We start from the raw sequence: 21,995 nt of genomic DNA on the forward strand, positions 1-21,995 counted from the left end.
CTGTACTACTTCGCGGAACGCTTGTCGATGGCTTCCTGCACGGTGTTGTGAATACCGAAGACCTTGGTCAGACCGGTGATCCGGAAGATCTTGAGGATGCGTTCCTGCGTGCACACCAGGTCCAGCGTGCCGTCGTGCGCGCGCACGCGCTTGAGGCCGCCCACGAGCACGCCCAGACCCGTCGAGTCCAGGAACTCCACCTTCTCCATGTTCACCACGAGGTGGAAGTTGCCCTTGTTGACCAGGTCGATCAGCAGCTCGCGGAGCCGGGGTGCGGTATAGACGTCGATCTCACCCTCAACGACGACGATCTCGGTGTCGCCCTCGGTGTAATGATCAAGCTTCAAGTCCACTAGTCCTCCAGCGCCGATGATCTCTGCCGGGCGTTACCCCACCAGCACGCATTCAACCACGGGTGTCGTGCCGGTCCTCCCGTGATGGACGGAAAAACCGTGACACCGCGCGACCGTTCCCCCGGATGCCACACTGAAACCAATGTCCACCCAGTGAGGAGGGGTCTCGGATGAGGCGACCGGAGCCCGTGCTTCCCCATGTGTGGCGTGACGATACCCGTACCCGGCACCCGCAGGTGACCCATGTCGAACACGTGGCCCGACACGACGGGGTGAGCGGACGGTGGCCGGAATGGGCCCCGGCCCTCCTGGTCGAACGCCTGGGCGATCGGGGGATCACGGGGCCGTGGTCCCACCAGGTGACCGCCGCCGACCTCGCACGCTCGGGCCGTGATGTGATCATAGCCACGGGTACCGCCTCGGGAAAGTCACTCGCCTTCCTTATGCCCGCTGTGGAGGCGGTTGACGCGGGCGGAACCGTGCTCTATCTCTCGCCGACCAAAGCGCTGTCCCGCGACCAGCTCCGCACCCTCACCGACCTGCGCCTTCCCGGACTGAGGGCGGCCGTCTACGACGGCGACACCCCGCCCGGGGAGCGCACCTGGGTCCGCGAGCACGGCAACTACGTGCTCACCAATCCGGACATGCTCCACCACGGGATGCTGCCCCGGCACGAGGCGTGGCGGCGCTTCCTCAAGCGGCTGCGCTACGTGATCGTGGACGAGGCGCACCTGTACCGGGGGGTTTTCGGCTCCCACGTCGCCCAGATCCTGCGTCGGCTCCGGCGGGTGTGCGCCCGCCACCGGGCCGAGCCGGTGTTCGTGCTCGCCTCGGCCACCTCCGGCAGTCCCCGGGAGAGCGCCGGCAGGCTCACCGGGCTCCCGGTCACCGCGGTCACCGAGGACGGCTCGCCGCGCCCGGGCATGTCGGTGGCGCTGGTGGAGCCCGAGTTCACCGACCTGACCGGCGAGCACGGCGCCCCCGTCCGGCGGACCGCGCCCTCCCAGGCCGCCGAGATGCTCGCCGACCTGGTCCGGGAGGGTGTGCGCACGCTCGTGTTCGTACGCTCGCGCCAGGGCGCCGAACTGGTCGCGCTCGCCGCCCAGCGCCAGCTCGAACCCGACCTGGCCCGCCGGGTGGCCGCCTACCGCGGCGGGTACCTGCCCGCCGAGCGGCGGCGCCTGGAGGAGGCGCTGCGCACCGGGGAGATCCTCGGGCTGGCCAGCACCAACGCCCTGGAGCTGGGGGTGGACATCACCGGCCTGGACGCGGTGATCATCGCCGGGTGGCCCGGCACCCGGGCCTCCCTGTGGCAGCAGGCGGGGCGCGCCGGGCGCGGGGACGACGCCGCGCTGGCGGTGTTCGTGGCCCGCGACGACCCCCTGGACACCTATCTGGTCCATCACCCGGAGGCGATTTTCGGTCAGACCGTAGAGACAGCGGTTCTTGACCCGGAAAACCCGCACATCCTCGGTCCGCACCTGTGCGCGGCCGCCCAGGAGTTCCCGGTGACGGAGGAGGACTTCGCCCTGTTCGGTCCCGGTACACGGGAGCGGCTGGACGAACTGGTGCACCGGAAATTCCTCAGGAAGCGTCCGAGGGGGTGGTTCTGGACGAGCAACGAAAGGGCAAGTGACCTCGCCGATATTCGGGGTTCGGGTGGCTCGCCCGTGCAGATCGTCGATATCTCCACCGGCGGACTGCTCGGCGAGATCGACGAGGCCGCCGCCCACGGCACCGTCCACCCCGGCGCGGTGTACCTGCACCAGGGCGACACCTACCTCGTCGAGGACCTCGACCTCGACGAGGGCGTGGCCCTGGTGGGGCCGGCCGAGCCCGCCTACAGCACCTGGGCGCGCGACACCACCGACATCACCGTGCGGTCGGTCCTGCGCGAGGAGGAGTGGGACGGCGGGGCCGTGCTGCGCTTCGGCGAGGTCGAGGTGGTCCGCAGGGTGGTCGGCTACCTCAAGCGGGACGTCCGCACCGGCGCCGTCCTGGGAGAGCAGTCCCTCGACCTGCCCGAGCGCACTTTGCGCACCCGGGCCGTCTGGTGGACCCTGCCGCCCGAGGCCGAGGAGCGCCTGCGCAAGGAGGACGTCGGCCTGCTCGGCGCCGCCCACGCCGCCGAGCACGCGGCGATCGGCATCCTGCCGCTGCTGGCCACCTGCGACCGCTGGGACATCGGCGGGGTGTCCACGGCCACCGGACGGGTGGAGGTGTTCGTCTACGACGGCCACGAGGGCGGCGCCGGGTTCGCCGAGCGCGGGTACTCCGCCGCCCGGGAGTGGCTCACCGCGACCCGGCAGGCCATCGCGGACTGCGCCTGCGAGGAGGGCTGCCCCTCGTGCATCCAGTCGCCCAAGTGCGGAAACGGCAACGAGCCGCTGAGCAAGGCGGGCGCCCTGCGCATGCTGGACGAGGTCCTGGGCGCCGCCGGCCGGGGCGCGCGGTAGGTGCTCACCCGAGCCGGCGGGGGCGATCGGTGAGGCGGGGCGGCGCGTCCGGCGGGGCTGGGGGCTCAGGGAAGGGCCCGTCCCCCACCGCGTCGTACAGGACGAAGGGGAGTTCCGCGTCGTCCTGGACGGCGGCCGGTGCCGGCCGGCGGCCGGTTCCCGCGGGATGCCGCACCCGCGGGTCGCCGACCGCGGAGTACGGGTGGCCGAACGCGGACGGCAGGTCGGCGCCCGCGGCCGCGGTGTCCGCGTAGGGGGCCGGGCCGACGGTCTCGGCGGCGCCCCGGCGGTCGGTCTCCGCCGCCTCGGTCCCGATCGCGGCCTCGGCCGCCTCCACGGTGCCGGGCGACCGGTCGTCCCGGAGATCCCTGCTCACGGCCAGGACCGCCAGGTGGAGGTCCTGGCCGCCGGGGACGGGGGGAGCCCCGTCCCGAAGGGGCGCGCCAGGTCCGCGTCGGTCAGGCGCAGAGGGCCGCGGACGTCGGCGGGGGTGTGCACGCCGGCGCGCCGGGAGGCCGGCGCCCGCCGAAGGGGCGCGGTGCGGGGGCGGTCACCGGACCTCCCCCTCCAGCACGTCCGCGCTCCACGCCGCCAGCCGTTCCCCGACCGCGCCCCCGCCGTCGAGCACGTGACGGGTGAAGGAGTCCCGCTCGTGTGCCAGGACCGCGGCCTCCCACACGCACGGGGCCAGGCCGGACCGGCCCGGCCGCAGCGCGGCGGGTTCCCCGGCGGGGCCGGTGAAGACGGCCAGGTCAGACATGTGCCCCTCGATCCAGGTGTGCACCAGGACGTAGTCGCCGTCGCCGCCCGCGTGGAACAGCAGGACCGCGAGGCCCAGGGAGCCCCGTAGGCGGGCCGTCGCCAGGTGGTCGGCGGCGACGCGCAGCGCGCTCTCGGCGTCGGCCCCGGTCGCCTCCCGGCCCGGGGCCCGGAGCAGGTAGGGCTTCACCAGGTGCCCGGCGACGGGGCGGGCGGCCAGCGGCCGCACCGATCGGGCGTGGTGCCCGGCGGCCAGGGCCGCGAGTGCCCCGGCGTCGACGGCGTAGGGGTTCCCGGCAGAGGTCATGCCCCATCATCGTGCAGGAAAGACCCCGGTCGCGGGCCGGGGAAAGTTATCCACAGGCTGGGGAAAGCCCTTCCGTCCCGCCCCCGCCCGGCACACCCTGGAAATCAGGGCGGCACCCCTGTCGCCTCTCCTACCAGGGAGGTCCCGTGTTCTCTCCGGCATGCCCCGACGCCGTCACCCGGCGTCCGCTCCCGCTCACCGTACGGCTTCGCCGCGTTCCCGCGGACGCGGACCGCGGCATCACCACCACCGAGTACGCCCTGTGCATCCTCACCGCCGCCGCCTTCGCCGGGATCATGTTCGCGATCGCCAAGAGCCAGGCCGTCAACGACGCCTTCACCGGGATCGTCATCAATGCGCTCGGCAACGGCTTCTGACCGGGGTGCCGTCACCGTCGAGTTCGCCCTCACCCTGCCCGCGCTCCTCCTCGTCCTGGCGCTGGCGGTCGGCGCCGTCACCGCCGCCGACGCCCGGCTCGCCTGCGCGGACGCCGCGCGCGTGGGCGCCCGGTCCCTGGCCCGGGGCGAGAGCGAGGCGCGTGCCGGGGAGCTGGCCCGCGAGGCCGCCCCCGCCGGGGCGGAGATCGGCCTGGGGCGGGACGGGGAGACCGCCCGGGTCACCGTCACCGCCCGGGTCCGGTTCGGGCGGTTCCACCTCCACACGGTCCGGGTGAGCGGCACCGCCGCCGTCCTGCTCGAACCCGGCATCCCACCGTGACCCCCGGACCCCGGCCCGGACCCCGGCACACCCGCGACACCGGCGCGGCGGCCGTCCACTGGGTCGCCATGGCCGTTCTGCTGTGGACCGTGGCGCTTGCCGCCGTCCTGGCGGCGACGGCCAGGTCCGACCGGGACCGCGCCGAAACGGCGGCGGACCTGGCCGCCCTGGCGGCGGCCTCCGTCGCCGTCCACGGGGCCGACACCGCCTGCGAGCGGGCCCGCCTCACCGCCGAGGCCAACGGCGCCTCCCTCGACACCTGCGAGATCAGCGGCCACACCGCAGAGGTGGTGGTCGCCGTCCCCTCCGTCCTCGACCTGACCGCCGGCGCGCACTCACGCGCCGGAACCGTCCACGGAACCCTTCCGGAGGAAGAACCATGACCGTGCCCGCCCTGCTGTGCGCCCTGCTCCTGGGCGCCGTCCCCGTCCACGCCGCCCCGACCCCCTGTTCCCCGCCCGCCGACCTGCGAACGCCCTCACCGCCGCAGGCCGGGGCCGGAGAGCCCGTGGAGACACGCGCGCCGGGGGCGCCCCCCGGCTCCGGGGCGGTCCGTCCGGGGGCGTCCGCAGGCCTCGCGGCCGATCCGGCGGACCGGGTGCGCACGTACACCGAGGCACGGGCGAGCGCGCGGACGGGGCCGACCGCGCGGTCCTCGCCCTCACCCGCCCTCCGGGCGGCCGTCCTGCCGCGGGTTCCGGCACAGCGGGGGACGCGGGTGGAGGAGTGCACGCCGACGGCGCCGCCGGTGCCGGACGCCCCGCGGGCGTACGCGTGGGCGGAGGGGACCGCGGAGGCGGGGCCGACACGGGCGCCGGCGGGGTTCCGGGCCGTGCGGCCCCTGTCCACCGGGTGCGAACAGCGGCCCGTGCACGCCGTGGACCCGTTCACCTCCACCGGTGCGGATCGACCCGTACCCGCGGTTCCCGTACCCGCGGTGTCGGCGGTCGGGCTTGTGTCGCGCTCGGATTCGTCCGCGGCGATGGTGGTCGGGCCTGTGCCGCTCCCGCGGCGGTCCGTGGTCTCGGCGGTCGGGCCCGTTCTGCGCTGGCACTCGTCCGCGGTCTCGGCGGTACGGCCCTTCCGCGACCATGCTTCCCCGCTCCCGCTCCCGCTCCCGCTCCCGCGTCCGCGTCCGCTCACCGCGGAGGCGGGGCCTGAGCGCGGCGGGTCCGTGCCCGCACTCCCACGCCTGCTCGACCACCTGATCGCCACTCCCGTCCCAGGGGTCCCGGATTCGGCGCGGACCGACCCGGTCACGACGCCCCGCCAGCCCGCCGCCGTCCGTCCGGCGGCGGGCGATCCGGAGGAGCCTGCGGTCGCACCCTCCCCGCAGGTCCGCCCGGTCTCTGGGGCGAGGGGCCCGACGGAGGAGCCGACCACCGCCCCGGCGGTGGTGCCGAGCGGCGGACCCGAGGCCCCCGAGCCGGACGAGGAAGGAGAAGCCGCCCCGGTCGCCCGGCCGACCGAAGCCGAGTGGGGCGGGGGTGCGGGGGCGGAACCAGGTGCCGTTCAGATGGTGCACCACGTCTCCACCACCCCGGCCCCGGCCGAGACCGTCGCGCGGTTCGTCGGCAACGCCTCCACCGTGCTGTTGGCCCTGCTCGGGGTGACGGTGCTCGCCCTGCGGCTCACCGTGGGCTGGCCCCGCTTTCCCGAGCCCTACCTGGGGCGCCGCCGCTCGGGCGGTGACCCCGACGACCGGTGAGCCGCCCGCCCCGACCGGCGCCGGGGAACCGTGTCGGGGCCTCCGTCCACCCGGAGGGGCCTGTGAGCCGGGGCTCGTCCGGGACGTACGGGCGTGCGTGCGCGGGGCGGCCGGAGCCGGTGGAGTACGCCCCTGGTCCTGGTGCCGTACGGGCGCGTGTGCGCGGGGCGGCTCCCGCCTGGACCGAAGGGGCCGTGGCGGGGGTGCGCCTGCCGGGGCACACCGTTGTTCCGGGGGCCACGGGCGCCCGGAACAACGGGATGGACGGGCCTCGTGCGGCCCCGCACCCGGCGGACGTGGTTTTCGCGTGGGCGCCGCGTGAGCGGTGGATCCACGGTCGTGCCGGGGGTCGCCCTACCCGGGCCCGTCTTCGTGCCGGGGGCCGTTCGTGTCCGCGCCGTCCGCGCCGTCCGCGCCGTCCGCGCCGTCCGCGCCGTCCGCGCGGTCCGGGTCGGCCGACCGGTGACCGGGCGGCCCTGGGCGCCCGCGGCAGGTGGGCGGTCCGCGGCCGGGCGCGGGCGTGCGGGTGCGGGGCGGGCACTCGCGGTCACGGGAGCCGGGTGCCGGGCGCCCGCGACCGGTGGGGCGCGTGTTCGGGCAGGTCCCGCGGGAGGTGCGGCGTAGCCGGGAAGCCGCGGGTCGGCCACGCCGAGGCCGGGACGGCCTTACCCTCCGATGTATGGGACACCGACACCCGAGCAAGCTCAAGAACACCGAGGTGGGTCACGCCCGGGCGCGGTGGCTGCTGCGTGCGGAGCTTGCGGGGTGCGCTCAATGCCGGACCGAGGGCGACCGGGAGGCCTTGGGCGACCTCGTGCAGGAGGGGGTGTTCGACTCCCTCATCAGCGGGTTCGTGCTCGCCCGGGTCCAGCAGTGGCGGGTTCCGGGCCGCACCCCGCGCTACCCGGCGACCGTGTACCGCCTCGCCCCGGTGGACGAGCGCGACTTCTGGCACGCGCCCACCCAGCACTGCATGCGCCTGTGCACGGTCGAGGGCCCCCGGGGCACCCGCGTGGACACCCGGTCCGCCCTCGGGGAACTGCGGCTGATGCCCCTGCGGGACCGCTCCCTCGTCCTGGACGACATCATCGACGGCCTGAGCGAGGACGAGGCCTGAGCCCCCTCCCGGCTCCGGCGCAGACAGACCCGTGCGGGCGGGCCCCGCGCCCACCGCCGCGGGGTCACCCGCCCAGCGCCCGCGACAGCAGGTCCGCCACCATCGGCACCACCCCCACCAGCAGGAACGACGGCAGGAAGCACAGCGCCAGCGGCATCACCACCAGCACGCCCAGGCGCTCGACCCGTGCGGCCGCCCGCGAGCGCAGCTCCCGGTGCAGGTCGGACACGTGCCGGTCCAGCAGATCCGCCACGGGGGCGCCGGTGTCGGCGGCCCTGGCCAGGTCGCGGCCGACCGCCACCAGCGGCTCCGGCAGGGTCCCCGACGCCTCGGCCCAGGCCGCCCCGGGGTCGGCCCCCAGCCGCAGCCGCTCGGCCACCGACGCCAGCTCCTCCCCGAGCCTGCCGGGCGCGGCCCGGGCCACGGCCGCGAGACAGGAGGGCAGCGGCGCCCCGGCCCGCATCCCGGCCGCGATGAGCCCGATCACCACCGGGACGTCCCCGGTCGGCCCGATCCGGCCCTCCCGCTCCCGGCCCCGGACACGTGTCCACCACACCGCCCCGGCCACCGCGGCGACGACCGCGCCCAGCACCCCGAAGAGCGCACCGGCCAGGGCCACCGCGCCCGCCCCGGCCGCCGACAGCACCAGCAGCCGACCGGGGAGCGGGGCCCTCGGGGCCGGTGGCGGGCGCAGCCGGGCCCCGGGGCCGCCGCCCATCGCGACCCACACACCGGCGACCCCGCACAACACGGCGATGACGGTGAACATGCCCTTCTCCTGTCTTGTCGTTGCTCCCGGCACCCGCCGCACCGTGCCCCCGGCGCTGCGGGCACCGTCCTGACCCACGGCCGCCGGAGCGATCGGGGCGCCCCGGCCGCCGGGCCGACCGGCCCCGCACACCGATTGCGCTCGCACTTCTACGCCGACCCCACCCGGCGACCGCGACCGCGGTCGCCGGGGCGGACGGGGCGGTTGCGGCCACCGGCTCGGCGCCCCTCAGTCCCCGCGGTCGACGGCGGCGCGTACCAGCCGCCCGATCCACCACAGCCCGGTGACGTTGAGCAGCGCACCGAGCACCAGGCAGAGCAGGCCCAGCGGGGTCGTGAACAGGAACACCAGCGGCGAGCCGCCCAGCCCTGCCGACAGCAGCAGGCCCACCACGGGGAGCACGCCCAGGACGACCGCGGTGGTCCTGGGCCCGCCCGTGCGCGCCGCGATCTCGGCCCGCACCTCCTCCTGCGCGGTGAGTTCGGCGGCCAGGGCGTCCACGACGTCGGCCAGCCCCGCACCGGTGTCCGAGGCCACCTCCCAGCACACGGCCAGGTAGGCGAGGGCATGCAGGTCCGGGTCGGCTTCGGCGGCCGGGACGGGGGTCCGGCCGCCGAAGCCGTCGCCGACGGCCCGGGCCACCTCCGGCCCGGCCTCGACGAGGGCGGTCCCCAGCGCGTCCTCGGGCGGTCGCCCGGACCGCAGCTCGGCGGCCAGCACCCGGCACAGGGTGATCACCCCGCGCCGCTTCTCCCGGCCCGCCGCCGCCCTCCGGCGCAGGGCCCGCACCCGTTCCAGGAGCTTCGACGGCCCCTGCCCGCGGGGCACCACCCATCCGATGCGCCCCGCCCCCGCGTCGAGCACCGCGCCCAGCAGCACCAGTCCCGCCGCGCACACCCACACCCCGACCACGTCACACCCCCGTGTCCCCGGTCCGCTCCCTGTACGCGGTCCCGCACACCGCCCCCGGTGTCATCGGCGCCAGGAGCCGCCGAGGCGGGCGGCGAGCGCGTCGAACCCCGGGTGCTCGCGGTGGGCGCCGTCCGCGGTGAACGACACCGCGGGCACCGTGTGCACCAGCCCCTGCCTGTCGTGGTTCAGCACACGGACCTCTGCCAGCCGCCGGCCCCCGGCGTCCCGGACCAGGTGGACCACCAGCACCCCGGTGGCGGCGAGCTGGCTGTGCACCGCCTCCCGACCGAGCCCGGCCGCGCAGCCCAGTGCCTCCACCCGCGCCGGGACGTCCCCCGCGCCGTTGGCGTGCAGCGTCCCGGCGCCCCCCTCATGGCCGGTGTTGAGGGCGCCCAGCAGGGACACGATCTCCGGCCCCCGCGCCTCGCCCACCACCAGCCGGTCCGGGCGCATCCGCAGCGCCTGGCGGACCAGCACCTCCAGCGTCACCTCTCCGCTGCCCTCGATGTTGGCGGGGCGCGTCTGCAACCGGACCACGTGCGGGTGGTCGGGGCGCAGTTCGGGGGAGTCCTCGGCCAGGACGATCCGCTCGCCCGGCGCCACCAGGGACAGCAGCGTCGACAGCAGCGTGGTCTTGCCCGTCCCCGTGCCCCCGCTCACCAGGAACGCCGCCCGCGACGCCACCACCGCCCGCAGCAGCGCCGCCCCGTGCGCGGTGAGGGTGGCGCAGGCCACCAGCCGGTCCAGCGTGAACACGCGGCGGGGCGGCATCCGCAGCGACAGGCACGCCCCCGTGGGGGAGACCGGCGGCAGGACCGCGTGCAGCCGCGCCCCGTTGGGAAGCCGGGCGTCCACGTAGGGCACCGCCGCGTCCAGCCGCCGCCCGGCCTGCGCGGCGAGGCGCTGCGCCAGCCGCCGCACCGCCTCCGCTGACTCGAACCGCACCCCCACCCGGCGCAGACCGCCGCCGTCGTCCACCCACACCTCGTCGGGTCCGTTGACGAGGATGTCCGTGACTCCGGAGACCATCAGCTCCTCCAGCGGACCGGCCCCGGCCAGGTCGGCCGCCAGCCGCCGGGTCAGCGACAGGACCTCGGTGTCGCCCAGCACCCCGCCCTCCGCCCGCAGCGCCGCCGCCACGTTGGCGGGGCTGACCACCGCACCGGAGGCCACCAGCCGGTTGCGCACCGCCTCCACCAGGGCCGGCCCGACGGGGACGGCGCGCGCGGGCGGCGGCCCGTTCAGGGGTGTGGAGCCGGTCACCGAGGGCCGCCGCAGCGCCCGTTCGGTCAGCGCGCTCACCGGGGCACCCCCGTCAGCTCCGCGACGAGCCCGTCGGCGAACCCGGCCAGCGGCGAACGTGGGTGGTCGGCGGGCCGCCGACCGGTGGTGAGCGTCCGCTCCAGCCCGGGCTCCGGCGGCAGGTCGGCCCCCAGCGCCAGCCCCAGCCCACGGGCCACGACATCGGCGGTCAGCCCGCCCGACGCCCCGCGCACCACCGCCCGCACCTCCCGGGACTCCGCGCGCAGCCGCGGCACCATCGCCGACGCCGCCACCACGGCGGCCACCTGCGCGGGGACCACCAGCAGCACCAGGTCCGACCGGTTGAGGAACGCCGTGACCCCGGCCCCGAAGGACCGCGGCAGGTCGACGACGACCAGGTCGCAGCCCTGACGGGCGGACTCCAGCATGGCCCGGGCGGCGGTCGCGGGCAGCGGGCCCCGGCGCGCGTCCGGCCCGTGCATCCACGTGAGCACCGAGATCCCGGCCGGTCCGGGCAGCCGCGGCGCCACGTCCGACCAGCGGAGCCGGCCGCGCCGGTCCACGAGTCCGTCCCAGCCGAGCCTGCCGTCGACCGGGTCGCGCTCGCACCCCAGCAGGATGTCGGGACCGCAGCCCAGGGGGTCGGCGTCCAGCAGCGCGGTGCCGTGCCCGCCCCGCGCCCCGGCCAGCGCCAGGGCGACGGCGAGCAGGCTCGCCCCGGCACCGCCCCGCCCGCCGATCACGGCCACGGTCGGGGCCCGCCTCCCGGGCTCCCCGCCCGCGGCGAGCATCCCGGCCAGGAGGTTCTCGTCGCGCGGGAGCAGCAGGGGGTTGCCCGGCACGGCGGGGCCGGCGGGGCCGGGAGCGCCGGGGAGTCCGCGGTCGGCACGGGCCACGACCACGAACCGGGCGTGCGGTGGCCGCTCCCCGGAGCGCAGTTCGGGATAGAGGTCGGCGCCCAGCACCACCAGCGGCGAGCGCGGCCAGGACAGCAGGGCGCGGTCGACCGAGCCGGCGGTGTTGACCCGGACCGACGCGGCGGCCGACAGCCGCAGCAGGTCGTCGAGCAGGTCCGTGTCGGCGGTGGCGATGAGCGGGACGGCGTCCATGGGGCCTCCGGAGGGGGGGAGGGGCACACTTCGACCATCGCCGACGGGGCGGGCTCGCGAAAGCCCGATCGCCGACCTGTGGAAAACCTCCCCGGCGCTCCCGGCAGGACGGCGGCGCCGTCACGGGCGTTCGGGTGGAAGGAACCCGCCCGCCGGGGCGGGCCGGCTCGTTCCCGCGCCCGCGGGGAGCCCGTACGCCCCCGGGGACCGGACCGTGCACGGGCGATCGCCGCGGGGGACGGGGCGGAGGAGGGGCGCGAGCCCTGACGCGGCCCGGCCCCTACGCGGCAGCGTTCCCGCCGGTCACCGTGCCGGTCGACCGGCACCGGCCGGATCGCTTCGTGCCGACGGCCCCCCGGCCGGGAGGGAGGGCACCGGGGCCGCGGCGCACCGCCACGGCGGACGCCGACGGCGCGTGTTCGCGAGGGGGCTTGCAAGAGCCGCACCACCGGTGGGACACCGCCCGGACGAGGGCGGGGGAGGTGGAGGGGCCGCGGTTCCGAAGACCTGCGGGCGGGATGCGCACACGGGGGCGGATGCACATCCCACCCGGCAGGCTCGGCGAGCGGGCCTTGTGCGACGTCCCGCGACAGGGGGGCACGCGGGTGGGTCGCCCTCTCGGCACTGGGGGGAGAGCCGGGCCCGCCCTTCGGAAGGGTCGACGAGGGGAGGGGATCCCCCGGACCACCGAAAAGCGTGTCGGGACATGCGTTCCGCGCGGGGCCGGTCCCACCGCGCCGCGCACGAAATGTGCGTACGCCGCGGCGTTTACCGAAGTGGTGTGAACCGGTTCCCGTCGGAACGACGGAACCGACGTTACCACGTGACGCTGTGTATCGGTTCGGGAATCCAGGATGAAAAGTTGGACCAACCACCTTTTCGGATCCCCGGAGGCGGCGTAGAAAGAAAGGGATCGGTGGCTCAGACCCACCCCGACAGGTGAACCGGGAACCCACGCGTCAGCAGGCCTCGTAGGGCCCGCCTAGACCCGGACGCTCGATGGAGCGCCTGGTCAGGACAGACGAATGGACGCTTGTTAGCCAGGTGTAACCGGTCGGAGGCGGTGCCCCGCGGATTCTCCGCGGGGCACCGTTCGACGTGTTCGACGAGAGCTTGCGGCAATCCCGAAACATTCGGCAACGTGCAAGCGTGACCGAACCGATATCGTTCGTACCTCTACCCGTCCGTAAATGGACGAGTAACAAGCACCGATTCCCTTCGGGACCGGATCCGCGGGCGGCCTCCGTCCCGGCCGCGGCCGGGAGCCCGCCGACGGACCGCTGCCGCGTGCCCCGGCGGGAACGACCGCACCGCTCCGCACGTCCGACTCCGCGCCGGCTCAGCCGCGCTTGAGCGCCTCGCAGGTCGCCAGGGAGTCCTGCGCCCCGGCCCGTACCGCGCGGCAGCAGTGCACGACCCACCCGGCCACGCCCTCGGCGGTCCCGGCCATGTACCCGCGCAGCGCGGGCGCGTACTCCTGCGCCAGGGTGCGGTGCCCCAGCTCGGACGGCACCAGCGACTTGGGGTCGAGGCCGCGCTCCACCAGGGTCAGCCGCTCGGCGGCCCGGGCCACGAGCCCGTCGCCCCAGCCGAACGGGCGGACCGCCATCAGCTCGCCGTGCACCAGCGCCGACATGACCAGGGCGGGCACCGAGGCCCGCGCCTCCAGCAGTGCGTAGAGACCCTCCATCCGGGCGAGCGCGACCTCGGGGGCGGGCGGCGCGCCCAGCTCCAGCGGATCCTCGACCCGCTCCCCGGCCGTGCGCGGACGCCCCAGCGCGTCGGCGGACACCGCGTCCGCGGCGGCCAGCGTGTGCAGCCGCGCCAGCGCCTGCCGCGGCGCCCGGGGCCAGGTGTCCACCAGGGTGCCCAGCTCCCCGCCGACCCGCAGCGCGCCCTTGATCCGGGTGTCGTACACGTGCCCGGCGCGGATCTCGTCCATGGACACCTCCGCGCCCTCCAGGGCGGCGGACGCGCAGGCGCCGCGCAGCGAGGACTCCATGGACACGTCGCTGCTCCGCCGGCGCAGGATCCGGTGCCCCAGCAGGCGGTCCACCAGGGTCCGGGTCTCCTCCACGGCCTCGGACACGCCGGGGAGTGCGGCGATCCTGGCCAGCGGATCGGTCTGGGCGGTAGAGGTCGTTTCGCTCACGGAATCCAAGATACGCGTCGGTAACACCCGGCCGCCGCGCCGTCCCCGGCGGTATCCGGTACCCGCCCGGCGCGGGCCCGGTGCAGGTCCGCCGGGCGCCGGCCCGTCCCCGGCACCCGGTCGCACGACCGTTCGTCGCCCGGCGGCGACCGCTCACCGACCGTTCGTCGCGCGCCGGGTCTTGCCCGGCGCGGGAACCGACCCTGCCTGTTCCACAGGTCCAGACCACATGATTAATTTGGTGTGAACCAGCCTACGTAAGGAGAATCACAGTGGCCGACAGCACTCCCCCGAGCCAGGAGACACTGTCCAATCTTCTCCATGAGACGCGCAGCTTCCCGCCGCCGGCCGAGCTGGCCGCGAACGCCAACGTCAAGGCGGACGCCTACGGGAAGGCCGCCGAGGACCGTCTCGGTTTCTGGGAGGAGCAGGCCCGCAGACTCCAGTGGGACCAGCCCTGGGACACCGTGCTGGACTGGCAGCCGCCCTTCGCCCGGTGGTTCGTCAACGGGAAGCTCAACGCGTCCGTCAACTGCGTCGACCGGCACGTCGCCAACGGCCTGGGCGAGCGCGTCGCCTACCACTGGGAGGGCGAGCCCGGGGACACCCGCTCCATCACCTACGCCGAGCTGAAGGACCTGGTCTCCCAGGCCGCCAACGCCCTCACCGAACTCGGTGTGACCAAGGGCGACCGGGTCGCCATCTACATGCCGATGATCCCCGAGACCATCGTCGCGATGCTCGCCTGCGCCCGCCTGGGCGCCGTGCACATGGTGGTCTTCGGCGGGTTCTCCGTCGACGCCCTGGGCCAGCGCCTGGACGACAGCCAGGCCAAGCTCGTCATCACCGCCGACGGCGGCTACCGGCGCGGCAGCGCCAGCGCCCTCAAGCCCGCCGTGGACGCCGCGGTCGCCGACCGCCCCGCCGTCGAGAACGTCCTCGTCGTCCGCCGCACCGGCCAGGACGTCGAGTGGAACGACCGCGACGTCTGGTGGCACGACCTCGTCGACTCCCAGAGCACCGAGCACACGCCCGAGGCGCACGACGCCGAGACGCCGCTGTACATCATGTACACCAGCGGCACCACGGCCAAGCCCAAGGGCATCCTGCACACCACCGGCGGCTACCTCACCCAGGCGGCGTACACGCACTGGGCGGTCTTCGACCTCAAGCCCGAGACCGACGTGTACTGGTGCGCCGCCGACATCGGCTGGGTCACCGGCCACTCCTACATCGTCTACGGCCCGCTCGCCAACGCCGCGACGACCGTCCTCTACGAGGGCACCCCGGACACCCCGCACCGCGGCCGGTTCTGGGAGATCATCGAGAAGTACAAGGTCACCATCGCCTACATGGCCCCGACGGCGATCCGCACCTTCATGAAGTGGGGCGAGGACATCCCCGCCGGGTTCGACCTGTCGAGCCTGCGCGTCATCGGCTCGGTGGGCGAGCCCATCAACCCCGAGGCCTACATGTGGTACCGCAAGAACATCGGCGGCGACCGGACCCCGGTCGTGGACACCTGGTGGCAGACCGAGACCGGCGCCATCATGGTCAGCCCGCTGCCGGGCGTCACCTCGGGCAAGCCGGGCGCCGCCATGCGCGCCCTGCCGGGCATCGTGGCCGACGTCGTGGACGAGAAGGGCGAATCCGTCCCCGACGGCGAGGGTGGCTTCATCGTCGTCCGCGAGCCGTGGCCGGCCATGCTCCGCGGCATCTGGGGCGACCCGGAGCGCTACAAGGACACCTACTGGTCGCGCTTCGAGGGCCTGTACTTCCCGGGTGACGGCGCCAAGAAGGACGAGGACGGCGACCTGTGGCTGCTGGGCCGCGTCGACGACGTCATGCTCATCTCCGGCCACAACATCTCCACCACCGAGGTCGAGTCCGCCCTGGTCTCGCACCCGACCGTGGCGGAGGCCGCCGTGGTCGGCGCGGCCGACAAGGTCACCGGCCAGGCCATCGTGGGCTTCGTGATCCTGCGCAGCGGCGCGGAGGAGGTCTCCGACGAGACCCTCAAGACCCTGCGCGACCACGTCGGCACCTCGCTGGGGCCGATCGCCAAGCCCGCGCGCCTGCTGGCCGTGCCGGAGCTTCCCAAGACCCGCTCGGGCAAGATCATGCGGCGCCTGCTCCGCGACATCGCCGAGAACCGGGAGGTCGGCGACACCTCGACGCTCACCGACTCCTCGATCATGGAGGTCATCGCCAAGCAGCTGCCCTCCGCCCCCAAGGAGGGCTGACGCGCGACGCGCCGCGCGGGGCGCCCCGGTCCGCCCGGACCGGGGCGCCCCGCCGTCTCCGTCCCCGCCGTCTCCGTCCCCGGAGTCTCCGTTCCGTGCGCGGACGCTCACCCGTGTGAGGAATCCGGGCGCCGTCGTTGTGCGTGCCGTGAGGGACACCGGTGGCACCCCGTGTGCGAGGATGCGGAGGATCATCCGCGTGTTCGGACCGACAGAAGGGAAACCCGCGATGGTGGACAACCCGGGGGCCGGCGCGCCGGGCACCGCAGGAGACACCGACCGCTCCGTCGGCGGACTGGTCTCGGACGTCACCGGGAACCTCTCCCGTCTGGTGCGCCTCGAACTGGAGCTCGCCAAGGCCGAGGCCAAGATCGAGGCGGCCAAGGTCGGCAAGGGCATCGCGGGGTTCGCCGTGTTCGCCGTCCTCGCGCACATCTTCGTCATCCTCCTCTCGGTGACGATCGCCTTCGTCCTGTACGAGGTGGCGGGCCTGCCCGGGTGGGCGTCCTTCGCCATCGTGACCGGCGTCTACCTGCTCATCGCGCTCGTGTTCGCCCTGTACGGCCTGATCAGCTTCCGCAGGATGCGCGGACTGGAGCGCACCCAGCTGACCACCTCCCGCCTGGGCGCGATCCTGCGCCGCGAGATCACCCCTCCGGGCTCGGGGGTCGCCGCCGCGGAGCCCGCCGGCGCCACGGCCGTTCCCCGGAACTAGCCGACCCGCCGTGCTGGACGATTCGGCCGCCTACGTCGAGGGCCCCTGGGCCCACCGGACCGTCGGCGCCGCCGGCGCCCGCTTCCACACCGCCGAACTGGGCGAGGGGCCGCTGGTCCTGTTCCTGCACGGGTTCCCCCAGTTCTGGTGGGCGTGGCGGCACCAGCTCACCGCCGCCGCGGAGGCCGGTTACCGCGCGGTCGCGGTGGACCTGCGCGGATACGGCGGCAGCGACAAGACGCCCCGGGGCTATGACCTGGTGACCCTCGCCCAGGACGCCGCCGGCCTGGTCCGCGCGCTCGGCGAACGCCGCGCCGCCGTGGTCGGCCACGGAGTCGGTGGCCTGGTCGGCTGGACCATGACCGCCTACCACCCGGGCACCGTCCGGGCCCTGGCGGCGGTCTCGTCCCCGCACCCGCGCCGGGCCGCCCGGCTGCTCCTGCGCCCGGGCCCGGGGACCCGCCACATGCTCCACGCGCAGGTGCCGGTCCTGCCCGAGCACCGCCTGCTCGCCGACGGCTGCGCCCGCGTCGGCGACCTGCTGCGGGAGTGGTCCGGCCCGGACTGGCCCGACACCGAGGCCGAGGAGATGTACCGGATCGCGTTCTCCATCCCCAAGGTCTCCCACTGCTCCCTGGAGTACCACCGGTGGATCGCCCGCTCCCGGCTGCGCCCGGACGGGCTGCGCTACCACGCCCGCATGCGCGCCCCGGTGCGCGTGCCGGTGCTCCAGGTCCACGGCCACCTCGACCCGGTCTGCACCGCCGGGGCGGCCCGCGCCTCGGGGCGCTCGGTGGTGGGGCCCTACCGTTGGAGGGGGGTCCCCGGAGCCGGGCACTTCCCGCACGAGGAGCGGCCGGACGCCGTCTCGGGCGCGCTCACGGAGTGGCTCGGCGACCTCCCCGGTGACGAGTGACGAGGATGGTGGACAGGATGAACGCGGACCGCGACCGCGCCCCGGACGGACGGGCCCAGAACCAGCGCCCCCGGGACCGCTACGGAAGGCCGATGCCGCACGGCAGCGTCGGCGAGGTGGAGCGGGTGCCCGACGACGCCGAGTTCTCCTCGGAGGAGGGGCTGGAAACGGCCCAGCGCCTCCTCGACGGGGGGTACGCTTTCACCGCCCACGAGGTCCTCGAAGCGGTGTGGAAGTCCTCCCCCGAGCCGGAGCGCGAGCTGTGGCGCGGGCTCGCGCAGGTGGCCGTGGGCGTTACCCACGCCCAGCGCGGCAACCTCACGGGCGCCCCCCGCCTGCTGCGCCGCGGCGCCGACCGGGTGGAGGCGTACGGCCCGGACGCGCCGCACGGGGTCGACACCTCCGGGGTGGCCGCCTTCGCGCGTTCACTGGCCGACGGACTGGACGCGGGGCGCGACGCCGTCGACCCCTCCCGGCTGCGGCTGCGCTGAGGCTCCTGGGACACGTTCCCGATTCCTGCCTTTATGGGCACTTTAACGTTAACAACGCATTACGGCATTATGCAAGAAGAAGATCGCCGATAAAGGTATTTATCCGTTTCTTGAGATCACCGATGGATCACATCTTTGATCATTCTCGAAAAAATCCCTAATTCGCTCTCTTCTTTTTTCTTCGGGCTGCGTAGGATTTCCGGATCACCGCCCGTGAGCACGTGGCGCGGGCCGTGGGCACCAAACCGAAGGTGGCACTGCTTCGACCCCGGACCACGTGCCGTCGGCCCAGTTCAGGCTCCTTCCGGACCGCGGTACGTGCACGACCCCGCTCGGGATTTCCCCGTGCTTCGCGTCGACGGGGGAGAAAAGGTCGTGCCCGTCTCAAGGAGGACGGATTGTCCGGGCTCAACCTCGCCGCACCAAGCGGCACGGCCCTAGAACTGCAAGGCATCGACTTGACGCTCGTCATCGTCGTCATGGCGGTCGCGCTCCTCGCGCTCGCCGTCGCGGGGATGCTGGTACGTGAAGTCCTCGCCGCCGGGCAGGGCACCGAGCGCATGCGCAACATCGCCGTCGCGGTCCAGGAGGGGGCGGGCGCCTACCTCAGGCGGCAGTTCCGCACCCTCGCGGTCTTCGTCGTCATCATCCCGCTTCTCCTGCTCCTGCTCCCCGCCGACTCGTGGGCCATCTCCATCGGCCGCTCCGTCTTCTTCGCCCTCGGCGCCGTGCTCTCCGCCGCCACCGGTTTCATCGGCATGTGGCTCGCGGTGCGGGGCAACGTCCGCGTGGCCGCGGCGGCCCGCGGAGGCACCCCCGAGGACGGCCGCACCGCCATGCGGATCGCCTTCCGCACCGGCGGCGTCGCGGGCATGATCACCGTCGGCCTGGGCCTGCTCGGCGCGGCCGTCGTCGTCCTGCTCTACCGGGGCGACGCCCCGATCGTCCTGGAGGGCTTCGGCTTCGGCGCCGCCCTCCTGGCCATGTTCATGCGCGTCGGCGGCGGCATCTTCACCAAGGCGGCCGACGTCGGCGCCGACCTCGTCGGCAAGGTCGAGCAGGGCATCCCCGAGGACGACCCGCGCAACGCCGCCACCATCGCCGACAACGTGGGCGACAACGTGGGCGACTGCGCCGGCATGGCCGCCGACCTGTTCGAGTCCTACGCCGTCGTGCTCGTGGCGTCCCTCATCCTGGGCCGGGTCGCGTTCGGCGTCGAAGGCCTCGTCTTCCCGCTGCTGGTCCCGATGATCGGTGTCCTCACCGCCATCATCGGCATCTTCATCGTCGCCCCCGCGGCCCGGGACAAGTCGGCGATGTCGGCGATCAACCGCGGCTTCTTCATCTCCGCCGGGATCTCCGCCCTGCTCGTCGTCGGCACCTCCTTCTGGTACCTGCCCGCCAGCTTCCAGGAGCTGTCCGGCGTCAGCCAGAGCGTGCTCGACGAGATCACCGAAGCCAGCTACACCGGTGCCGACCCCCGCCTCATCGCGATCGCGGCGGTGCTGATCGGCCTCGTGCTGGCGGCCGCCATCCAGCTCCTCACCGGCTACTTCACCGAGACCGACAAGCGGCCCGTCCGCGAGATCGGCGAGAGCTCCGAGACGGGGGCCGCCACGGTCATCCTGTCCGGCATCTCCGTCGGCCTGGAGTCGGCGGTCTACTCCGCCCTGCTCATCGCCGGGGCGGTCTACGCGGCGTTCCTCCTGGGCGGCGGGTCCATCACCCTCAGCCTGTTCGCCGTCGCCCTGGCCGGAACGGGCCTGCTCACCACCGTCGGCATCATCGTCGCGATGGACACCTTCGGCCCGGTCTCCGACAACGCCCAGGGCATCGCCGAGATGTCGGGCGACGTCGAGGGCGAGGGCGCCGAGATCCTCACCGGCCTGGACGCCGTCGGCAACACCACCAAGGCCATCACCAAGGGCATCGCGATCGCCACCGCGGTCCTGGCCGCCACCGCCCTGTTCGGCGCCTTCCGCACCTCGGTGCAGGAGCAGCTCAGCGGCGACGAGGTCTTCTCGCTGTCCCTGGACCGGCCGGACATCCTCGTCGGCGTCATCATCGGCGCCAGCGTGGTGTTCTTCTTCTCCGGCCTGGCCATCATGGCGGTCGGCCGCGCCGCGGGGCGCGTCGTCATGGAGGTGCGCGAGCAGTTCCGGACCCGTCCGGGGATCATGGACGGCACCGAGAAGCCCGAGTACGCCCGCGTCGTGGACATCTGCACCCGCGACTCGCTGCGCGAGCTCATCACCCCGGGCCTGCTCGCCGTCCTGGCGCCGATCGCGGTCGGGTTCGCCCTCGGCTACGCCCCGCTGGGCGCGTTCCTCGGCGGCGCCATCGCCGCGGGCGTGCTCATGGCGGTGTTCCTCGCCAACTCCGGCGGCGCCTGGGACAACGCCAAGAAGCTCGTCGAGGACGGCCACCACGGGGGCAAGGGCTCGGACGCCCACTCCGCCACCGTCATCGGCGACACCGTCGGCGACCCGTTCAAGGACACCGCCGGCCCGGCGATCAACCCGCTGCTCAAGGTGATGAACCTGGTCGCGCTCATCATCGCGCCCAGCGTCGTCATCTTCTACGACAACGCGGTGCTGCGCGCCGTGGTCACGGGTCTGGCCGTCGCCATCCTCGTCGGCGCGGTCCTGTGGTCCAAGCGCCGCGGCGCCGGCAACGAGTCCGAGCCCGCCGAGCTGGGGCTCGGAGCCCCCGAGAGCGACGACGGCGGCCGCGTCCCCTCCGCCGAAGCCCCGGGCGCCGAGGGCGACTCCGGTATCACCGACGCCGCCACCGGCGACGACAGCAGGGAAGAGGCCCGCTCCAACTAGTACGCAGAGGGGCCGCCGGGGGTACCCGGCGGCCCCTCCTACCCTGGTGGACAACAAGAGGACGCACACAGGGGGCCGCATGTCAGGAATGAAGGGTCTTTTCATCATCCTGGGGGTGATGGTGGGGTTCATCGTCGCGCTCTCCATCGTCGCGACGGTGATCGCGTCGTGACCGGCCGGACGCTCCTGCTGCTGCGCCACGCCAAGGCGGAGGCCGGCTTCGGCGTCATCGACTACGACCGCTCCCTCACCGACCGGGGCCACGAGCAGGCCGGCGCGGTCGGCCGCCTCCTCGCGGAGGCGGGCCACGCACCGGACCACGTGATCTGCTCCTCCGCCAAGCGCACCCGCCAGACGCTGGACGGGGTCCTGGAGGCGCTGCCGGGCGGGCGCCCGGAGATCGACTACTCCGAGTCGGCCTACACGGCGGGTGTGGACTCCCTGCTGGAGCTGATCACCTACGTCGACCCCGACGTGCGGACCCTCCTGGTGGTGGGCCACAACCCGACCATCGCCCAGCTCGCCGCGGCGTTCGTCGGCAGTGAGGCGCTGATGGCGTACTCCCCGGCCACGGTCTCCGCGATCGACCTGGAGGTGGAGTGGCTCCACACGGCACCCGGGACGGGAACGGGACGGATCCTCAACTAGCGTGACCCAGGTCACTTGACGGAACGTTTGCTTCATCCGGACCCGAGGGGTAATGTTCTCCGAGTCGCCTCCGACGGGCCCAAGGTCCGACAGGGGGCGCGACCGAGTGAGCCGAACGCGCAAGCGGGCGGGCCGGTCGATCTTCTTCTCCCCGAAATTCAGCGGTCCGGAGCAGTGCTGCGGACATGTAAACTCGGAGAGTGCCCCCAGCGGAAACAATGGGAGCGAAACTTTGTCGGAAGTTCCGCGAAAACGCCGGTTTGGCGGGTCGCAGAAACACTGATAAAGTGAAGACACAACAAAGCGGAAACGCAGACGCCTTCCACGGAAGAGCAACACGGACCCAGGTCCGGTGCTTGTACGGGAAGGGCGGTTGCTTCTTGAGAACTCAACAGCGCGTGTTCGATTTTTACAGCCAAGTTTGTTTTGGCCCCGTCACACGACGGCGAAGTCGGTGAGATTTCGTCCGGAGTGTGCGAGGTTCCTTTGATTGAACCGGAAGGTTCGGTCAGGATTTCTTCTAGGTTTCCGC

20 protein-coding genes are annotated in these 21,995 nt (G+C 74.0%); 12 read left to right on the forward strand and 8 right to left on the reverse strand.

Annotated features, from left to right (window positions below; all coding sequences use genetic code 11):
• Positions 1-5 precede the first annotated feature (5 nt).
• Positions 6-353 (reverse strand): STAS domain-containing protein, encoded by a 348-nt coding sequence (locus BUE45_RS23840; protein WP_073381848.1) that lies wholly within the window; start codon positions 351-353, stop codon positions 6-8.
• 170 nt (positions 354-523) lie between these two features.
• On the opposite strand from BUE45_RS23840, the gene BUE45_RS23845 reads away from it, so the two are divergent.
• On the forward strand, positions 524-2,809 hold the full coding sequence (locus tag BUE45_RS23845) for a DEAD/DEAH box helicase (RefSeq protein ID WP_178378633.1): 2,286 nt from the start codon (positions 524-526) through the stop codon (positions 2,807-2,809).
• Positions 2,810-2,813: 4 nt separating this feature from the next.
• On the opposite strand, the gene BUE45_RS23850 is transcribed toward BUE45_RS23845, so the two are convergent.
• Both BUE45_RS23850 and BUE45_RS23855 read right to left on the reverse strand, forming a co-directional pair.
• Entirely contained in the window at positions 2,814-3,185 is a 372-nt protein-coding gene (locus BUE45_RS23850; protein ID WP_073381854.1) for a hypothetical protein, read from the reverse strand.
• A gap of 174 nt (positions 3,186-3,359) precedes the next feature.
• Positions 3,360-3,875 (reverse strand): hypothetical protein, encoded by a 516-nt coding sequence (locus BUE45_RS23855; protein ID WP_073381857.1) that lies wholly within the window; start codon positions 3,873-3,875, stop codon positions 3,360-3,362.
• A gap of 146 nt (positions 3,876-4,021) precedes the next feature.
• Between BUE45_RS23855 and BUE45_RS23860 the strand changes: the two genes are divergently transcribed.
• The 5 genes from BUE45_RS23860 to BUE45_RS23880 all read left to right on the forward strand — a co-directional run bounded on the left by BUE45_RS23860 (position 4,022) and on the right by BUE45_RS23880 (position 7,417).
• Positions 4,022-4,252, forward strand: coding sequence for a DUF4244 domain-containing protein (locus tag BUE45_RS23860; RefSeq protein ID WP_073381860.1), 231 nt, complete (start codon positions 4,022-4,024; stop codon positions 4,250-4,252).
• Positions 4,230-4,592, forward strand: coding sequence for a TadE family type IV pilus minor pilin (locus BUE45_RS23865; protein WP_073381863.1), 363 nt, complete (start codon positions 4,230-4,232; stop codon positions 4,590-4,592). Before BUE45_RS23860 ends, BUE45_RS23865 begins: the two co-directional genes overlap by 23 nt.
• Entirely contained in the window at positions 4,589-4,975 is a 387-nt protein-coding gene (locus BUE45_RS23870) for an Rv3654c family TadE-like protein (RefSeq protein ID WP_073381866.1), read from the forward strand. Before BUE45_RS23865 ends, BUE45_RS23870 begins: the two co-directional genes overlap by 4 nt.
• A gap of 1,133 nt (positions 4,976-6,108) precedes the next feature.
• Complete coding sequence (locus BUE45_RS31425) at positions 6,109-6,300, forward strand: hypothetical protein (protein WP_084737754.1); 192 nt, start codon at positions 6,109-6,111, stop codon at positions 6,298-6,300.
• Between the two features lie 679 nt (positions 6,301-6,979).
• Entirely contained in the window at positions 6,980-7,417 is a 438-nt protein-coding gene (locus BUE45_RS23880; protein WP_073381871.1) for a hypothetical protein, read from the forward strand.
• Between the two features lie 64 nt (positions 7,418-7,481).
• Here the strand turns inward: BUE45_RS23880 and BUE45_RS23885 are convergent, their stop codons facing one another.
• The 5 genes from BUE45_RS23885 to BUE45_RS23905 all read right to left on the reverse strand — a co-directional run bounded on the left by BUE45_RS23885 (position 7,482) and on the right by BUE45_RS23905 (position 13,634).
• Entirely contained in the window at positions 7,482-8,186 is a 705-nt protein-coding gene (locus BUE45_RS23885) for a type II secretion system F family protein (RefSeq protein WP_073381874.1), read from the reverse strand.
• A 228-nt stretch (positions 8,187-8,414) separates the two neighbouring features.
• On the reverse strand, positions 8,415-9,098 hold the full coding sequence (locus BUE45_RS23890; protein ID WP_073381877.1) for a type II secretion system F family protein: 684 nt from the start codon (positions 9,096-9,098) through the stop codon (positions 8,415-8,417).
• Positions 9,099-9,158: 60 nt separating this feature from the next.
• Positions 9,159-10,343 (reverse strand): TadA family conjugal transfer-associated ATPase, encoded by a 1,185-nt coding sequence (locus tag BUE45_RS23895; protein ID WP_073381921.1) that lies wholly within the window; start codon positions 10,341-10,343, stop codon positions 9,159-9,161.
• Between the two features lie 53 nt (positions 10,344-10,396).
• Positions 10,397-11,470 carry a septum site-determining protein Ssd gene (gene ssd / locus BUE45_RS23900; RefSeq protein WP_073381879.1) on the reverse strand — a complete coding sequence of 358 codons (1,074 nt, stop codon included), beginning with the start codon at positions 11,468-11,470 and terminating at the stop codon, positions 10,397-10,399.
• 1,339 nt (positions 11,471-12,809) lie between these two features.
• Positions 12,810-13,634, reverse strand: a complete 825-nt coding sequence (locus tag BUE45_RS23905) for a Fic family protein (RefSeq protein WP_378652439.1) — start codon at positions 13,632-13,634, stop codon at positions 12,810-12,812.
• A gap of 260 nt (positions 13,635-13,894) precedes the next feature.
• Between BUE45_RS23905 and acs the strand changes: the two genes are divergently transcribed.
• From acs to BUE45_RS23935, 6 genes are all read left to right on the forward strand, one after another.
• Entirely contained in the window at positions 13,895-15,865 is a 1,971-nt protein-coding gene (gene acs / locus BUE45_RS23910; protein WP_073381885.1) for an acetate--CoA ligase, read from the forward strand.
• A 229-nt stretch (positions 15,866-16,094) separates the two neighbouring features.
• On the forward strand, positions 16,095-16,580 hold the full coding sequence (locus tag BUE45_RS23915; protein ID WP_073381887.1) for a phage holin family protein: 486 nt from the start codon (positions 16,095-16,097) through the stop codon (positions 16,578-16,580).
• 10 nt (positions 16,581-16,590) lie between these two features.
• The gene (locus BUE45_RS23920; protein ID WP_073381890.1) at positions 16,591-17,496 is read left to right on the forward strand and encodes an alpha/beta fold hydrolase; all 906 of its coding nucleotides are present in this window, start codon (positions 16,591-16,593) and stop codon (positions 17,494-17,496) included.
• Between the two features lie 17 nt (positions 17,497-17,513).
• Positions 17,514-17,987 carry a DUF309 domain-containing protein gene (locus BUE45_RS23925; protein WP_245833442.1) on the forward strand — a complete coding sequence of 158 codons (474 nt, stop codon included), beginning with the start codon at positions 17,514-17,516 and terminating at the stop codon, positions 17,985-17,987.
• Between the two features lie 398 nt (positions 17,988-18,385).
• Positions 18,386-20,815 carry a sodium-translocating pyrophosphatase gene (locus BUE45_RS23930; RefSeq protein ID WP_073381895.1) on the forward strand — a complete coding sequence of 810 codons (2,430 nt, stop codon included), beginning with the start codon at positions 18,386-18,388 and terminating at the stop codon, positions 20,813-20,815.
• 168 nt (positions 20,816-20,983) lie between these two features.
• On the forward strand, positions 20,984-21,463 hold the full coding sequence (locus BUE45_RS23935) for a SixA phosphatase family protein (protein ID WP_178378634.1): 480 nt from the start codon (positions 20,984-20,986) through the stop codon (positions 21,461-21,463).
• Positions 21,464-21,995: the final 532 nt, after the last annotated feature.

Source organism: Nocardiopsis flavescens, from assembly GCF_900141985.1.
GTDB classification, from domain to species: Bacteria; Actinomycetota; Actinomycetes; order Streptosporangiales; family Streptosporangiaceae; genus Nocardiopsis; species Nocardiopsis flavescens.

What these genes read in the sequence shown, in the direction of transcription:
- BUE45_RS23845 (WP_178378633.1), top strand. Translation starts at nt 524, where the DNA reads ATGAGGCGACCGGAGCCCGTGCTTCCCCATGTGTGGCGTGACGATACC.
- BUE45_RS23855 (WP_073381857.1), bottom strand. Translation starts at nt 3,875, where the DNA reads ATGACCTCTGCCGGGAACCCCTACGCCGTCGACGCCGGGGCACTCGCG.
- BUE45_RS23865 (WP_073381863.1), top strand. Translation starts at nt 4,230, where the DNA reads ATGCGCTCGGCAACGGCTTCTGACCGGGGTGCCGTCACCGTCGAGTTC.
- BUE45_RS31425 (WP_084737754.1), top strand. Translation starts at nt 6,109, where the DNA reads ATGGTGCACCACGTCTCCACCACCCCGGCCCCGGCCGAGACCGTCGCG.
- BUE45_RS23880 (WP_073381871.1), top strand. Translation starts at nt 6,980, where the DNA reads ATGGGACACCGACACCCGAGCAAGCTCAAGAACACCGAGGTGGGTCAC.
- BUE45_RS23885 (WP_073381874.1), bottom strand. Translation starts at nt 8,186, where the DNA reads ATGTTCACCGTCATCGCCGTGTTGTGCGGGGTCGCCGGTGTGTGGGTC.
- ssd (WP_073381879.1), bottom strand. Translation starts at nt 11,470, where the DNA reads ATGGACGCCGTCCCGCTCATCGCCACCGCCGACACGGACCTGCTCGAC.
- BUE45_RS23915 (WP_073381887.1), top strand. Translation starts at nt 16,095, where the DNA reads ATGGTGGACAACCCGGGGGCCGGCGCGCCGGGCACCGCAGGAGACACC.
- BUE45_RS23925 (WP_245833442.1), top strand. Translation starts at nt 17,514, where the DNA reads ATGAACGCGGACCGCGACCGCGCCCCGGACGGACGGGCCCAGAACCAG.